The sequence below is a fragment of the Rhizobium sp. N324 genome (assembly GCF_001664485.1).
Lineage (GTDB): Bacteria > Pseudomonadota > Alphaproteobacteria > Rhizobiales > Rhizobiaceae > Rhizobium.
In genome coordinates this window covers 291329-305839 of the sequence record NZ_CP013631.1, presented here as the reverse complement: position 1 = coordinate 305839, position 14511 = coordinate 291329, and the positions used below count along the sequence as shown (strand labels likewise).

Annotated in this window: 15 protein-coding genes; 8 read left to right on the top strand and 7 right to left on the bottom strand. The window is 61.2% G+C overall.

Annotation, left to right across the window (positions count from 1 at the left end; translation table 11 throughout):
• The 5 genes from repC to AMK05_RS23730 all read right to left on the bottom strand — a co-directional run bounded on the left by repC (nucleotide 1) and on the right by AMK05_RS23730 (nucleotide 5753).
• The gene (repC, locus tag AMK05_RS23745) at nucleotides 1-1305 is read right to left on the bottom strand and encodes a plasmid replication protein RepC (protein ID WP_064841759.1); all 1305 of its coding nucleotides are present in this window, start codon (nucleotides 1303-1305) and stop codon (nucleotides 1-3) included.
• 199 nt (nucleotides 1306-1504) lie between these two features.
• On the bottom strand, nucleotides 1505-2494 hold the full coding sequence (gene repB / locus AMK05_RS23740) for a plasmid partitioning protein RepB (RefSeq protein ID WP_064841758.1): 990 nt from the start codon (nucleotides 2492-2494) through the stop codon (nucleotides 1505-1507).
• Complete coding sequence (gene repA / locus AMK05_RS23735) at nucleotides 2491-3708, bottom strand: plasmid partitioning protein RepA (protein WP_064841757.1); 1218 nt, start codon at nucleotides 3706-3708, stop codon at nucleotides 2491-2493. Before repA ends, repB begins: the two co-directional genes overlap by 4 nt.
• A 272-nt stretch (nucleotides 3709-3980) precedes the next feature.
• Nucleotides 3981-4157, bottom strand: a complete 177-nt coding sequence (locus tag AMK05_RS35335; protein WP_171899847.1) for a hypothetical protein — start codon at nucleotides 4155-4157, stop codon at nucleotides 3981-3983.
• 510 nt (nucleotides 4158-4667) lie between these two features.
• Nucleotides 4668-5753: an ROK family protein gene (locus tag AMK05_RS23730; protein ID WP_064841756.1), complete on the bottom strand. Its 1086-nt coding sequence runs from the start codon at nucleotides 5751-5753 to the stop codon at nucleotides 4668-4670.
• Nucleotides 5754-5876: 123 nt separating this feature from the next.
• Between AMK05_RS23730 and otsB the strand changes: the two genes are divergently transcribed.
• The 7 genes from otsB (at nucleotide 5877) to AMK05_RS23695 (ending at nucleotide 12771) form a co-directional block, all read left to right on the top strand.
• A complete protein-coding gene (otsB, locus tag AMK05_RS23725; protein WP_171899846.1) occupies nucleotides 5877-6656 on the top strand; it encodes a trehalose-phosphatase in 780 nt (259 codons plus the stop codon).
• Nucleotides 6657-6859: 203 nt separating this feature from the next.
• Entirely contained in the window at nucleotides 6860-7744 is an 885-nt protein-coding gene (locus AMK05_RS23720) for a helix-turn-helix domain-containing protein (RefSeq protein ID WP_064841755.1), read from the top strand.
• 250 nt (nucleotides 7745-7994) lie between these two features.
• Complete coding sequence (locus AMK05_RS23715) at nucleotides 7995-9065, top strand: ABC transporter substrate-binding protein (RefSeq protein ID WP_064841754.1); 1071 nt, start codon at nucleotides 7995-7997, stop codon at nucleotides 9063-9065.
• A gap of 68 nt (nucleotides 9066-9133) precedes the next feature.
• A complete protein-coding gene (locus AMK05_RS23710) occupies nucleotides 9134-9955 on the top strand; it encodes an ATP-binding cassette domain-containing protein (protein WP_064841753.1) in 822 nt (273 codons plus the stop codon).
• On the top strand, nucleotides 9952-11211 hold the full coding sequence (locus AMK05_RS23705) for a sugar ABC transporter permease (protein WP_064841752.1): 1260 nt from the start codon (nucleotides 9952-9954) through the stop codon (nucleotides 11209-11211). Before AMK05_RS23710 ends, AMK05_RS23705 begins: the two co-directional genes overlap by 4 nt.
• Nucleotides 11212-11237: 26 nt before the next feature.
• Entirely contained in the window at nucleotides 11238-11966 is a 729-nt protein-coding gene (locus AMK05_RS23700; RefSeq protein ID WP_064841751.1) for an SDR family oxidoreductase, read from the top strand.
• Nucleotides 11967-12006: 40 nt separating this feature from the next.
• Nucleotides 12007-12771, top strand: a complete 765-nt coding sequence (locus AMK05_RS23695; RefSeq protein WP_064841750.1) for an SDR family NAD(P)-dependent oxidoreductase — start codon at nucleotides 12007-12009, stop codon at nucleotides 12769-12771.
• 47 nt (nucleotides 12772-12818) lie between these two features.
• On the opposite strand, the gene AMK05_RS23690 is transcribed toward AMK05_RS23695, so the two are convergent.
• Nucleotides 12819-13214 (bottom strand): VOC family protein, encoded by a 396-nt coding sequence (locus AMK05_RS23690; protein ID WP_064841749.1) that lies wholly within the window; start codon nucleotides 13212-13214, stop codon nucleotides 12819-12821.
• 77 nt (nucleotides 13215-13291) lie between these two features.
• The gene (locus AMK05_RS23685) at nucleotides 13292-13720 is read right to left on the bottom strand and encodes a tautomerase family protein (RefSeq protein WP_064841748.1); all 429 of its coding nucleotides are present in this window, start codon (nucleotides 13718-13720) and stop codon (nucleotides 13292-13294) included.
• Between the two features lie 121 nt (nucleotides 13721-13841).
• On the opposite strand from AMK05_RS23685, the gene AMK05_RS23680 reads away from it, so the two are divergent.
• Nucleotides 13842-14441 (top strand): TetR/AcrR family transcriptional regulator, encoded by a 600-nt coding sequence (locus tag AMK05_RS23680; protein ID WP_064841747.1) that lies wholly within the window; start codon nucleotides 13842-13844, stop codon nucleotides 14439-14441.
• Nucleotides 14442-14511 lie beyond the last annotated feature (70 nt).

Below are 14511 nucleotides of genomic sequence, written 5' to 3'. Positions count from 1 at the left end.
TTATCCAGCTTTTCGGCTAGCCGGCGCATTTGCCCGCAAGAGCGCCATGAGCATCGGGCCGATCGCGAATTCTCCCTTTTCGCTTCGCCGCGTCAGGTCGCGGAGGTAACCACCGGCCGAATTGATATGGCCGCCGCGCTCCAGGATGCATGCCATCACCGTCGCGGCATTTTCCGGCCCCATCGCGTTTGCGGCCTCCTCGTAGGCTGACGGACTGACGCCCAGCATCGACCGCACAGTTACGGCTGCACTCATCAAATCACGCCAGTTGCGGATTTCACCATTCGGCCCGTAGGCGAGGATTTCGGGGCAGGCCTGCAGAACCAAGCCCAGCGGGAAGGATTTCAACCCGCCGCCATCCTCTCGACCGCCGGGCCGTCGACCCCGCTGTTCTGGCTGACTATCCGAACGGATCGCCTCACTCCTTCCCTCTCCCAGCGTCCCGGTCCCTCGCCCGTTGTCTTGCTCCGGCATCGCGCCCTGCTTCATTTCGAAGCTTGGTTCAAGTTCAGAAATGGATTCGGGGTTTGAATTCTGTATGTGACGCTCGATATAAGCGGCATTGCCGCGCGCTTTTGTCGATTTAACTCGAATTTCCAGCCGGTTAAGAACGTCCGCCCTGAGCATCATCAATTCGTCCAGCAATTGTTCGAGCTGTGCCGTCGTCGGCGACCGTGGCAGGCCTTCGATCAGATCCCGAAACTCCTGGTACAGGCCCTGCCAATCCGCTTGGACATCTTCTTCTATAGCCGCTTCGATCAGCTTGGCTATATCGCGGCGGCAAAGCGTGATGCGTTCGCGCAGACGCTGGACGTGCAGCCGCTCGGCCATCACCTCGGCGGCTAGCTGCTCGATCTCCTCGGCACGGGCAAGCAGCGGCGCCAGCGAGAAGCCGAAGGCCTCGTTGACCTCCCCTGCCCTGTCCCTGCGGACATAACGTTTGCCGTTGGGACTATCCTTGCGCAGCAGAAGTCCGGCCTCGACGAGTGCTGCAAGATGGCGCCGCACCGTCTGTTCGGCCATGCCATGCGTTCTCAGCGAAAGCTGGATATTCGACGGGAATACGATCAGTCCGTTTTCCTGTGCCAGCTCATTCTTGGGATAAAAGCTTAAGAGCGCATTAAGCACCGCAAGCGCCCGATCGCTGATGCCGAGCAGCGGCTTTGCTTCGCACAGCGCACGAAACAATTTCCATTTGTCGACCGACTGATCAGGCTTGATTTCGCCTGCCATCACCTGGCTCGCGAGCATGCCAAGCGTCATCGGCCGCCGCCCGAAGGGCGTCGTTACATTTCCGGTTTCCATCTCTTCCACCTCGACAAGGCAAAAGAAGTCCGCTCGCCAAAACGGCGCCAAAAACTCTTGACAGCGATTCTCGGAAGTGCGATTCTCGGAGGTGTTCAAGACTACGAGGAAAGCTTCCGCGACGGTGACGTTCGGGGGCTTTTTTCTTTTGCGCGTTATCTCCTATCCGAATTGTCAGCTGACAATCGGTCTAATTGGTTCATTTTCCCTCATTTTCCTCTTCGAACTCGGCGGCGAGACCAACCAACCGCCGGGCCAGGAATTCCGAAAACGCCGCCGATTTGACGGTGATGCGAAAGGTCTTTCCGGAGTGGCTCACCGAAGCAAGCGTCCCCCCGCTTTGGGTCCGAAGCGTCTGCTCGGCCCGCTGCGGCGCGCTCTTTTCCTCAAGCGCCTTCCAGATGAGATCGAAGCGACTATTGCTCTCCAGGGCCTGAAAAGCTGTGGCAGCAATTGCGGCCTGCGCCTTCTTCTGCCCGCCTGCCTCTCTGAATTTCTCGGCGAAGGCCAGCCAGCGCGGCCGTCCGACCTTGGGCGCCGGTCCGATGGCGAGAATGATCTCGGGGTCGATCGTCTGCGCCACCTGCAGCAGCCTCGACGTTTCCGGCTTATCCGTCGCCAGCGCCTGGGCAATCATGTCGCGGCTGAAGCCGTGTTCATCCATGCGTCGTGCAAACAGCGCCCGCTCAATGAAGCTCAGATCGACACGCGGGCCGTTTTCCTGACCCTGCGCAAGGATCAATTCCTCATCCGTAAGCTTGCGAACGACGGCCTTGACAGGAACGCCGATCTCCGCAACCGCACGCAGACGCCTGTGGCCGTAGGCGGCCTGATAATGCCCGGCCTTGACGGGATCCGGCCGCACCAGGATCGGAACCTGCTGCCCGCTTTCCTGGATCGACTGCTTCAACCGCTCGAACTCAGGATCCTGATCGACGGGAATACGGTCGCGGATGAAGGACATTTCGACGGCAGCCGGATCTAACTCCAGCACCTTGTCGCCGGAGGCGAGCGATTCACGCAGCGCCTTGGCGGCCGCCGCTTCCTCCCCCAGCCGTCCCAGCGACAAGTTCATCGCCTTGACCGCGCCCGATGGGCGATGCGGGGGCGGCGCGCTCGGCGCATCCGGCCGTGCCGGCTCGACGGCGCCCACCATGCTCTTCAGGATATCGCGACCTTTTGGGCTCATGTCCTGCTCCATGCACTGCGAATGAGTTGCTCGACCTCGGCATTGACGTTGTCGACCGATTCGACGCCGCGGTCATAGGTTTGGCGATGCATTGTCTCGCGTCCCGCCTCGTAGATCGTCTGCTTGGACAGGCCCGCATCCGAAACCGCCGTCGACTTGACCATCATCGAGGTCAGCACCCGCTCACCGAACAGGCTGCGCAGGAAAGCGACTATCTGCGCCTGCGGGCCATCATTGGCCTCATAGCGGGTAACGAGATAGCGCATCCAGTCGTAATCGAGATTGCCGCCGGCCTCCTTGACCACGGACAGAAGGTCGGAGGTCATCGTCAGGAACTGGTTCATCGACGCGACGTCGAGCATCTGCGGATGAACGGTGATCAGCACGGCAGTGGCGGCGCAGAGAGCAGACAGCGTCAGGAAGCCGAGGGTAGGGGGGCAATCGATGATGACGACGTCGTAGCTCTCTTCCAGCGAATGCAGCGCGTTGCCGACCCGCATGAAGAACATGTCCTTGTCGTCGCGGTTGGTGTCGGCCAGGGCCTTTGGAGTATCGTGTTCGAACTCGTGCAGTTCGAGATTGCCGGGGATGAGATCGAGACCGGGGAAATAAGTCTGGCGCACGATGTCGGCGACGTCGCGGCGGGTCTCGTCATATTTGATGGCGCCGTAAAGCGTCTCGTTTTCCCCGACGTCGAATTCGGGCTGATAGCCGAGCATCGCCGACATCGAGGCCTGCGGATCGAGGTCCACGGCCAGCACGCGATAACCGCGTAGCGCCAGGAACTGCGCCAGATGGATGGATGTCGTCGTCTTGCCGGAGCCGCCCTTGAAGTTGGTGACGGCGATCACCTGGAGATGGTCGCCCGGCCGGCGCATCGGCAGATAGGAGGGTTTGGTGCGCCCGAGATGCTGGCGCATCGCATGGATTTCCTCGAGCGAGAACACCCGCCGGCCAGACGCCGTCTTTTCTGGATTGATGCTTTCCACCTGGGCGGCGAGGTGGCGAACATAGCTGTCGGTGACACCGAGCAGCTTGGCGGTCTCGGTGCTGCTGAAGCGCCGCAGCGATTTGCGGGCATCGGGCGAAAACAACCGCTCGAACAGCACCTGGAGCTGGCTGCTGAGCATCGTCGAGTCCTGCGCAATCGTCTCGTCGATCGAGACTTGACTCGCTCTCTTGGCTTTCTCAACAATCGCGGCCTTGGTCGGCATTCACGCAAATCCTGATAAATCGGGTAATTTTGCGCAAATGATCGTGAGTCTGGCAATGACGTCAAGCGATTTCTTGGTTAGCGAATGGATAACAAACCGGTTTCGCCGAAAAAATCATGTGTAATTCCGGAATCTTAGCGCTGTTGTCAGCTGACAACGGCGGTCGTCTCCAGCTTTGCCGACGCTAGCCTTCACACATTGGATGCGACTCAGCATGGGCGCCGACTCGGCGAAGTGTTTCTGATCGCAGACCGGATGGAGCAATCCACCTGTCATTTATAGACGGACGAATGGTACAGGTTTTCGGCTTCCGGCCCGCGGACGGGGCCATTGCCTGAGGACTTGCCGTTTGCGTCATGGGTTTCAGGATCGCGACGTGACGGGGCAAGGCCGAGCATTTGTTCGAGACGACCGGCATTGAGCGGAGCGCTTATTCCCTTGAAGTTCATAATCCATCTTTCGTCTACGCATGGTGTACGCCGCAGAGATAAGCGCAATTTGAACCCGCCGAGAACAACCCGCCGGCGTTATCACCATCTTTTCCGACGCAAAGGAGAAAAGGGGAGGGGCCTCCAACTTTCTGCCGACGCCCCGCATGCGGCATCAAGGCGACGCTGAAGATCCCGGATCATGTTTCAACGCCATATGCCGATCGTTGAGCGCGAGGCGACGTCGGGCCGGTCGTGATCACATGCAGATCATAACGGGCACAGGCTAGGCGAATCAGGTCTCGGTGGGTATCCTCGGCAGCGTTAGCACGATTGCGATGTCGCAGAACTGCCGCCAGCCCGACCCGATTCTCATTTCCATCTGGAAAAGCCAACCGTTCCTAACGGAACTTATGGATTGATTTGCTTCCGCCTGCGGAAATCCTTGTTGTTTACCTGTTATTTACCATAACGCGCCGCAACGCCGGCCGAGCCTATGGTTGGCGGCGTAGCAGGAGGTGGCGCCGAGCCTTATCGCGCCTTCGTTGTCTCGCGATTGGTAAAATGCGCATTGCCTAAACCCGTACCGATCGTCAGCACTGCCCATCGCGACACGTCGGTCACGAAAGGGATCTGCGACAATCCCTGCACGACGGCATCGTTGTGCATCATCACGAATGTGCTGTCGTCGCCGATTTCAGGAATGGCCTTCATCAGCGCGGCGGGAAGGTTGAAGCTGTCGCTCTCCCAGTTCCCCCCCGGCAAGTTCTGCCCGCCGCGTTCGATGGAACCATCGGCTTTGATGATGCCGGGGCAGGCGATGCCGATGATCGGCGCGGGCTTGAGATTGGCCTTCTCGGCTTTGCCGATCAGATCCTGCAACATCGCGGCCAGCCTCTCGATGGTTGCGGTGCGGCTTGGCTCGTCGTCTGCATGACGCCAGATCGCTGATTCCCAGACGCTCGCATCCGCGAAGTTCGGCACGTCGTCCTTGCCGAATTTGACGACGCCGGCGCGAACATTGGTGCCGCCGATATCGACGGCCAGGATCGCCTCGTGGCCTTTAAACATCCAGCGCGGCATCAAATGGACCGAGCCGATCAGCCCGGCCTCATCAGGGTGGTGAACGATCGGCACGACCTCGACGTCGATGCCGGTGGCCTTGAGAACAACCATGGTCCTGGCGATCGTCAGCTCGCCAAAGCGGCTATGCCGGAAGCCACCGCCGACGACGATGCGTTCCGTCTTCACCCAGCGCTTGTCCTTCAGAAACTTTCCAATCACATCCGCGAAGTCCTGAGCGAAGTCCTCCACCGCCCCCATGACCAATGCCGCTGCCTCCATATCGTCGCCTTTCAGAAAGGCGTCGATCTTTTTCTTGGAAAGCTTCGCCGTCGCGGTCTTGCCGATCGGGTCGTCTCCGACTTTGCGGATGCGCTTTCTCCAATCGTCGAGCTTCGTTTGAAAAGTCTTCTTGTTGGCGTTGTCGCCAACGAAGCCATCCTTGTCACGCAGTTCATTGTTGTAATCGTCGATGGTCACCAGGGGCAGGTTTAACGCGCCATGTGCCAACGGGGCATTGACCTCATCACGGGGCTCGGAACTGCTTTTGGCCATCAAACTACCTTCTGTGACGCGAGGGCTCGAACGGGCGGCGAGATACAACGCGGACTGGCCCCGGATGTTCCGGCGCCTGAAAGGTCACCTTGCCCTCGCCGGCCGGTGACCTAGCTTCAATGATTGCAGAGGTTGGAGAATGCCGTGCAGGACGACGCCGCTACCCAGGAAATGCTTTCACTGGTCTTGGAAGAGCCGGAGCGCTGGGCGATGTTTCTTGACATCGACGGGACGCTGCTAAATCTCGCGCCGACGCCGGATGCGATCGAAGTCCCCGAGGCTCTTCCCGGACAGCTTCACCGCCTGTCGAACAAGCTCGGCGGCGCCTTGGCGCTGGTCACCGGGCGATCGCTTGCCTATGCGGACGCACTGTTCAAACCCTTTGCATTTCCGACGGCAGGCCTTCACGGGGCGGAAATCAGGAGCGCTGCCGGAATGCACACGCTCGAGGCCAGTCCAGAATTTCAGGCGCTGAAGCACGCCTTGACCGAGGAAGCCGAGCACTATCCGGGCGTGCTGATCGAGGATAAGGGCGCGGCCGTTGCCGCCCATTACCGGCTCGCGCCCGAATATGAAAAGGTGCTCGAAGAGCGCATGCATCACTATGCCAAGGTTGCCGGGCCGAACTGGGCGCTGCAGCTCGGCAAGATGGTCTTCGAGCTGCGGCCGGCACGCTCAAGCAAGGGCGATGCGCTGGAGCGGTTTTTTCAATCCGACCCTTTCAAGGACCGCTGCCCGATCACCATCGGCGATGATCTGACCGACGAGTCGATGTTTGCGATCGCCAATGCGCGCGGCGGCGTTTCGGTGCGTGTCGGGGCGATCGGCGCCCCGAGCTGCGCCACGAGCCGGCTGTCCTCGGCTGCGTTGGTCCGGAACGTCATTGCCGCTCTGGCCGCCTGAGATCCGTTCCTGGATGATGCCGGATGCGGATTGCGGGTGTCTTTTGCATCGCCTGCGCAGCGTCAATCATCAAAAAAGTATCAGTTTTGACCGGGAATCGTGGTGGCGGGCGTGAAACGAGCCCACTACACTCCCCTTCAACAATAAAGCCAAAAAGGGAATTTGGCGTGCGGGATTAGAACCCGTCCTCGGAGGAGGAAACAATGGAACCGGACTTGGAAGTCATTCAGATCAGGCCGGGCGAATCCTTCGCAGCGAAGGCGCATGGCTATCCCTATCATACGGTTCGCTGGCATTTTCATCCGGAATACGAACTGCATCTCGTCGTGGCGACGACCGGGCGCTATTTCGTCGGCGATTTCATCGGCGAGTTCGAACCGGGCAATCTCGTGCTTGCCGGCCCCAATCTTCCCCACAACTGGATCAGCGACGTTCCGAAGGGGTCGAGCATTCCACTGCGATGCCAGCTCATCCAGTTCAGCGAGAATTTCATCAGCGACACGATGAAGGTGCTGGCCGAACTCGCCCCCTTCGAGCCGGTACTCGAAGCCTCCCGCCGCGGCGTGCTCTTCGGCACGGATACCAGCCGGCAGGTCGCGCCGTTGATGGACGAGGTGCAACAGGCACAGGGTGTGCGCCGCATCGAGCTCTTCATGATGATTGTCGGCCTGCTCAGCCGGGCGCAGGATGCCCAGCTTCTCGCCAGCCCGAGCTATTTGCCCGACCCGTCGGGTTACATGTCGGCCGGCATCAACAAGGCGCTCGCCTATATCAGGGAGAACCTGACGAAATCCTTCGACGAAGCCGATCTCGCCAGGATTGCCGAACAGTCCACCGGCGCCTTTTCGCGCGCCTTCCGCCGCCATACCGGCATGTCGCTCGTGCAATATGTGAAACGCCTGCGTATCAATCTCGCCTGTCAGATCCTGATGAGCGACGACCACGCATCGATCACCGACATCTGCTTCGAAGTCGGCTTCAACAATCTGTCCAACTTCAACCGACAATTTCTCGCGGAAAAGGGCATGACGCCGTCGCGATTCCGGCGGCTGTTGGGCGACAATATCAACGTGGCGAAGGCGGCTTAAGCAAACCGGACGAGCACCGTTGTCGGCAATATGACGAAGGTCCGCCGAAGATGACGATAGGGAGGACGAGGAGGAGGAGCCAAAAACGGACATCGATTTGGACGCGAGCGCGCAACGGGCGGTTCGCGAGAGGAGACGCTTGCCCTCAGAAAACTGCAAACCGCCGGGACAGGCGTGGCTGTTCGCCAACCGCACGGCCGCAGCAGACCACTGCAATGACGAAGTTACACAATTTTTCCGATGGGAGGAGATGGAAATGACGAAATTCTCGACAAAAGCGGCAGGCGCGGCACTTGTCCTGTCCTTGCTCGGCGGTACTTCCGCCTTTGCGCAAACCGCCGTTGCGGATGCGACGGTCGCATTCCTCATGCCCGATCAGGGCTCGACCCGCTATGAAGAGCACGATCATCCGGGCTTCGTCGCGGAAATGAAGAAGCTTTGCGCCTCGTGCAAGGTGCTCTATCAGAATGCCGACGCCGATATCGCCAAACAGCAGCAGCAGTTCAACTCCGCCATCACCCAGGGCGCCAAGGTCATCGTGCTCGACCCGGTGGATTCGGCAGCCGCCGCCTTCCTCGTCCAGCTGGCCCAGAGCCAGGGCGTCAAGGTCATCGCCTATGACCGGCCGATCCCGAAGGGCAAGGCCGATTTCTACGTCTCCTTCGACAATAAGGCGATCGGCAAGGCAATCGCGGAATCGCTCGTCCAGCATCTGAAGGCGAAGAATGTGCCGACCGATGGCGGCGGCATTCTACAGATCAACGGTTCGCCGACAGACGCGGCCGCCGGGCTGATCAAGGACGGCATTCACGAGGGTCTCGCCAGCGGCGGCTACAAGACGCTTGCCGAATTCGACACGCCGAACTGGCAGCCGGCTAATGCCCAGCAATGGGCGGCCGGCCAGATCACCCGTTTCAGTAAACAGATCGTCGGCGTCGTCGCCGCCAATGACGGCACCGGCGGTGGCGCCATCGCCGCCTTCAAGGCAGCCGGTGTCGATCCCGTGCCGCCGGTGACCGGCAATGATGCGACAATCGCCGCGCTGCAGCTGATCATATCGGGGGATCAATACAACACGATCTCCAAGCCGAGCGAAATCGTCGCCGCGGCCGCGGCCGACGTCGCCGTGAAGCTCCTGGCAGGAGAGACGATCAAGGCGGAAATGACGCTTTACGACACGCCGGCGCAGCTCTTCGTGCCAGCCGTCGTTACCGCCGAAAACCTTAAGGCCGAGATCATCGACAAGAAGATCAACACCGCCGAGGAACTGTGCACCGGCCGTTATGCCGACGGCTGCAAGAAGCTCGGCATCACCAAGTAATCGAGCCAAGGGAGAGCGCGGCCGGATCGCCGGTCGCGCTTCCGGTTTCGCTTCGGAAAGGCCAGGCGATGTCTGACACCTCTCACATTCTTGACGGCGCCCGCCAGCCCGTCCTAAGCCTGCGCGGAATATCGAAGAACTTTGGGGCCGTGTCGGCGCTCACCGATATCGAACTCGACGTGCATGCAGGCGAGGTTGTGGCGCTCGTCGGCGATAACGGCGCCGGCAAATCGACGCTGGTCAAGATCCTGGCCGGCGTGCATCAGCCGAGCTCGGGAACGACCCTGTTCGAAGGCAAACAGGCAGACCTGTCGAGCCCGAGTGCCGCACTCGATCTTGGCATCGCAACCGTGTTTCAGGATCTGGCGCTTTGCGAAAATCTCGACGTCGTCGCCAATATCTTTCTCGGCAAGGAGCTCAACCCTTTCCAGCTCGACGAGGTCGCCATGGAGATTCGCGCCTGGAAGCTGCTGAACGAGCTTTCGGCCCGAATCCCAAGCGTGCGTGAGCCCGTTGCCTCGCTTTCCGGCGGCCAGCGCCAAACCGTGGCAATCGCCCGGTCACTGCTGCTCGAGCCGAAGCTGATCATGCTCGACGAACCCACAGCCGCGCTTGGTGTCGCCCAGACGGCGGAAGTGCTGGACCTGATCGAGCGGGTGCGCGAACGCGGCCTCGCCGTTATCATGATCAGCCACAATATGGAGGATGTGCGTGCCGTCGCCGACCGCATTGTCGTCCTTCGGCTTGGACGCAACAACGGCACCTTCATGCCCGATGCCTCCAATGAAGAGCTGGTCAGCGCAATCACCGGCGCGTCCAACAATTCCGTCTCCCGCCGCGCCATGCGCCGCCAGGCGCAAAGCCGAGAGAATGAGGAGGGCAGGGCATGATGAAGACCTTGCAGAATGAACCGGCGGCACCCGCACTTCTCGACCGGCGTGACGAAAGAGTGCGCCATGACGACAGCCTTACCGGCTCGATCCGCGCCTTTTGGGATCGCATCCGCTCCGGCGACCTCGGCTCGCTGCCTGTTATTGTCGGCCTGGCGATCATCTGGACGGTGTTCCAGGCGCTCAATCCGGTGTTTCTCTCCAGCGCCAATCTCGTCAACATGCTGTTCGACTGCTCGACGGTCGGCGTCATCTCGCTCGGCATAGTCTGCATCCTGATGGTGGGCGAGATTGATCTTTCCGTCGGCTCGGTCAGCGGTTTCGCCTCGGCGCTGGTCGGCGTCTTCTGGGTCAATCAGGGCTGGCCGGTGGTGCTCGCAGTCCTCGCCGCGATGATCGTCGGCGCCCTGATCGGCTCGCTCTACGCCTTCCTGTTCAACCGCTTCGGCATGCCGAGCTTCGTCTCCACGCTGTCGGGCCTGCTCGCGGTTCTCGGCCTGCAGCTCTATATTCTGGGAGCGACCGGCTCGATCAATCTCCCCTATGGCTCCTGGCTGGTGAATTTCGGGCAGATCATGGTCATGCCGGATCCGGTCGCCTATCTGCTGGTGGCGCTGGCCGGCATCGCCTTCTTCTTCGCAAGCTACCGCACATCGGCGCGCCGGCGGGCAGCCGGCCTGTCGTCGAAATCGACCGGCGGACTGTTACTGCGCGCCGTCGTCATCACGGTCGCCCTGGAAGCGGTTGCTTTCTATCTTAACCAGTCGCGCGGCATCCCCTGGATGTTCGGCCTCTTCGTCGGCCTCGTCGCCGCCATGAACTACGCGCTGACGCGCACCAAATGGGGACGCTCCATGCATGCCGTCGGCGGCAACAGAGAGGCCGCACGCCGCTCGGGCATCAATGTGTCGCGCATCTACGCGAGCGCCTTTGTCGCCTGTGCCCTGCTTGCGGCGACCGGCGGCGTGCTCTCGGCTGCGCGGCTGGCGACCGCAAGCCAGCAGGCGGGCACCGGCGACGTCAATCTCAACGCCATCGCCGCGGCGGTCATCGGCGGCACGAGCCTGTTCGGCGGGCGCGGCAGCGCCTATTCGGCCCTTCTCGGCATCATCGTCATCCAGTCGATCGCCAGCGGGCTGACGCTCCTCGATCTCTCGTCATCGCTTCGATACATGATCACCGGTGCCGTCCTTGCCGTCGCCGTCATCGTCGACTCGCTGGCACGCCGATCGCGGATCTCGCACGGCCGGGCCTAAATCACTCAAGATAACAGAGGAAGAAAATGGGACAGGATCTGTCTGGAAAGGTCGCGGCCGTCACCGGAGCGGCATCGGGTATCGGTCTGGAATGCGCCAAGGCCTTGCATGCCGCGGGCACCCGGGTGGTGCTGGTTGACCGGAACGAGGAAGCATTGAAGGAGATCTGCTCGACGCTCGGCGCCAATGCCATTGCGCTGGTCATCGATCTCACCGATCCGGAAAGCGTCGCGGGGATGATGCCGCAGATTCTGGCGAAGGCAGGCCAGCTGGATATTTTCCACGCCAATGCCGGCTCCTATATCGGCGGCGAAGTGCTGGGCGGCGATCCCGACGCCTGGGACCGCATGCTCAACCTGAACATCAATGCCGCATTCCGTTCGGTGCATGCCGTGCTGCCGCATATGGTCGAGCGCAAGACCGGGGATATCATCCTGACGAGTTCCGTCGCCGGCCTGGTTCCGGTCGTCTGGGAGCCGATCTATACCGCCTCGAAGCATGCGGTCCAGGCCTTCGTCCACACGCTGCGGCGGCAGGTGGCCAAACATGGCTTGCGGGTCGGGGCGGTCGCGCCGGGCCCCGTCGTGACCGCTCTTTTGAGCGATTGGCCACAGGAAAAGCTGGACGAGGCGCTCGCCGCCGGCGGCCTGATGGAGCCGAAGGAAGTGGCCGAGGCGGTGCTCTTCATGCTGACGCGCCCGCGCAACATCACCATCCGCGATCTCGTCATCCTGCCGCAGAGCACCGACATCTGATCAGCCGCTTGCCGCCTCTCAAAACCAGGAAGGAACTGCCATGATCTTCGATAGATTTCGCCTAGACGGGCAGGTGGCGCTGGTGACCGGCGGCACGCGCGGCATCGGGCTTGCGATCGCCGAGGCGCTCGGCGAGGCGGGCGCCAAAGTTGTCATCTCGGGAAGGACCCGCCATGCGGCGGCGGAAGACCGGCTCGCTAAGGCCGGCGTCGATTGCGATTTCATCGCCGCCGACCTGACGAAAGACGATGCCGCCGACGCGCTCGTCACCGAGGCCCTCTCACGGACAGGCCGGATCGACATCCTCGTCAACAATGCCGGCATCGCCATTCATGGCGACAGCGGCGAATTCTCCGATGCCATCTGGCGCGAGATCATGACCGTCAATGTCGACGCCGTCTTCCGCGCCTGCCGCGCGGCACTCGCTCCCATGCGCCGCCAGGGCGGCGGCGCCATTCTCAATATCGGCTCGATTTCGGGTATCGTCTCCAACATTCCGCAGAACCAGGTCGCCTACAACGCCTCCAAGGCGGCGGTTCATATGATGACCAAGAGCCTGGCGAGCGAAGTCGCCGCCGAGAATATCCGCGTCAATGCCATCGCGCCCGGCTATATCGAGACCGATCTGTCGCGCGGCGGCATCGATAATCCCGATTGGTTCCCGATCTGGCGCAGCATGACCCCGATGGGACGCGTCGGGCAGCCGGAGGAGGTGGCCAGCGCTGCCCTGTTTCTCTGCTCGGCGGCGGCAAGCTACGTGACCGGCGAAGTGCTTGTCATCGATGGCGGCTATACCACGCGGTGACGAACGGACCCTGAGCGGGGAGGGGAGGGCGTCCCCGCTGCACAGGCTCACGCGAGACAATCGAGCATCCACTGGACGCCAAAACGATCGGTGAGCTTGCCGTAATAGCTCCCCCATGGCTGGACAGCCAGCGGCGTCGTTATCCTGCCGCCGTCGGCAAGCCGGGCGAAAAGGCCCTCGGTCCTGTCGCGATCATCCATGATCAGCATATGGGCGGAGCCTCGCATCGGCTCGGCATCGTGATTGTCGGAGGCGAAGAACATCATGCCTGGTCCTTCGAAACGCGCATGCATCACCTTGCCCCACGTGGCTTCGCTGGCAACGGGCATTCCATCTGCGCCATGGCGCTTCAATAGCGTGACCCGGCCAAGCCCGCATTCGGAATAAAAGGCGAGCGCCTCCTCGCAGCCTTGGGAAAAGAACAGATAGTTGGCAAGCTGCATGGGCTGGCTCCGTCGCGCCGCCGGACGGCGGCGCTTTGCTGTGTCAGGTCTGAGGTTTCGCAGATGCGCCGCAATCGTTACAACGCGGCGGCCGCGCCCTGGATGGCGCCGACGAAGTCGGCATTGCTGTAACTGTCGCCGGCAATTCCCCAGGCACCCTCGGGGGCATAGACGATGTTCGACCATATATGCTCTCGCTTGAGCCCGCCTTCGGCGGCTTGCTCGACGACATCGGCCGCTTTTTCGATGAAGGCCTGCTTCGCTTGCGCGCTCGCCAGCGCGACCTCCGGCAATTTAAGTTCGACGAACGCCGCAGCGATAGGCTTTCCCGCCGCCAGCACGTGCTCGCGCGGCAGCACGTTGATGGTGCCGATGACATTGGCGGTCATGAAGGCATTGCCGGTCAAACCGGCGACATCAAGCAAGGCGTCCGTCAATCCGGCAAAGGCTCGCGCCTGGGCCTCCGGCGAGAGCAGGCCTTCGGGCACGGTAAGTGTGATAGGCATCGGATATCTCCCTCTTTGAATCGTGACCGCTTCTGATATACCGATCACTCTTTATGGATACACACCGGTCACTCTCTTAGCAAGCAATAAAGAGAGAGATCACTCTCTAAATGAGGTTTTCATGCGTTACAGCGTCGAACACAAACTGGAGACCCGGGCCCGCGTCATCACAGCCGCGGGCCAGGTGTTCCGCAAGGACGGTTATGGCGGCGCCGGAATCGACGCGCTGACGAAGGCTGCCGGCGTGACGAACGGCGCCTTCTACGGACACTTCAAATCGAAGGCCGAAGCCTTTCGTATAGCCGTGCTGGAGGGGCTCGAAGAGCTGCGGCAGGGAATCGCCGCACTGAAGACCAATCAGCCGAAAGACTGGCTGCCGACGTTCGTCAGCTACTATCTCGGCTATAAAAGAACCTGTGATTTAGGCGAAAGCTGTGCTCTGCCGAGCCTTTCGCCCGACGTGATGCGCGCGGATGATGAAACGCGAAACGCCTACACGGCTGAGATCAAACGCCTCGTCGAAGAAGTCGCCGCCGGCTTGCCGGAGCACAAGATCGAGGGCCGATCCGAAACAAGCCAGGAAGATCAGGCGATCCTGCTTCTCGCCATGCTGAGCGGCGGTGTCACCCTTGCGCGCGCTGTGTCCGACCCGGCGCTGTCCGAACGCATTGCAGATATCATCGCGCAGGCGGCGTTGACGGCAATAAAACCGCACAACTGAACCGCTTGCTTGCGAGCAAGCGGTCGGCACCAGGTCCAGAAGGTCAACTGGGAAAACCTTCGGACACAAC

Excerpts from the sequence above, each read along its gene's own strand:
- repC (WP_064841759.1), bottom strand. The coding sequence starts at position 1,305 with ATGGAAACCGGAAATGTAACGACGCCCTTCGGGCGGCGGCCGATGACG.
- repB (WP_064841758.1), bottom strand. The coding sequence starts at position 2,494 with ATGAGCCCAAAAGGTCGCGATATCCTGAAGAGCATGGTGGGCGCCGTC.
- repA (WP_064841757.1), bottom strand. The coding sequence starts at position 3,708 with ATGCCGACCAAGGCCGCGATTGTTGAGAAAGCCAAGAGAGCGAGTCAA.
- AMK05_RS35335 (WP_171899847.1), bottom strand. The coding sequence starts at position 4,157 with ATGAACTTCAAGGGAATAAGCGCTCCGCTCAATGCCGGTCGTCTCGAA.
- AMK05_RS23730 (WP_064841756.1), bottom strand. The coding sequence starts at position 5,753 with ATGGCCAAAAGCAGTTCCGAGCCCCGTGATGAGGTCAATGCCCCGTTG.
- AMK05_RS23720 (WP_064841755.1), top strand. The coding sequence starts at position 6,860 with ATGGAACCGGACTTGGAAGTCATTCAGATCAGGCCGGGCGAATCCTTC.
- AMK05_RS23715 (WP_064841754.1), top strand. The coding sequence starts at position 7,995 with ATGGAAATGACGAAATTCTCGACAAAAGCGGCAGGCGCGGCACTTGTC.
- AMK05_RS23710 (WP_064841753.1), top strand. The coding sequence starts at position 9,134 with ATGTCTGACACCTCTCACATTCTTGACGGCGCCCGCCAGCCCGTCCTA.
- AMK05_RS23705 (WP_064841752.1), top strand. The coding sequence starts at position 9,952 with ATGATGAAGACCTTGCAGAATGAACCGGCGGCACCCGCACTTCTCGAC.
- AMK05_RS23700 (WP_064841751.1), top strand. The coding sequence starts at position 11,238 with ATGGGACAGGATCTGTCTGGAAAGGTCGCGGCCGTCACCGGAGCGGCA.
- AMK05_RS23695 (WP_064841750.1), top strand. The coding sequence starts at position 12,007 with ATGATCTTCGATAGATTTCGCCTAGACGGGCAGGTGGCGCTGGTGACC.
- AMK05_RS23690 (WP_064841749.1), bottom strand. The coding sequence starts at position 13,214 with ATGCAGCTTGCCAACTATCTGTTCTTTTCCCAAGGCTGCGAGGAGGCG.
- AMK05_RS23685 (WP_064841748.1), bottom strand. The coding sequence starts at position 13,720 with ATGCCTATCACACTTACCGTGCCCGAAGGCCTGCTCTCGCCGGAGGCC.
- AMK05_RS23680 (WP_064841747.1), top strand. The coding sequence starts at position 13,842 with ATGCGTTACAGCGTCGAACACAAACTGGAGACCCGGGCCCGCGTCATC.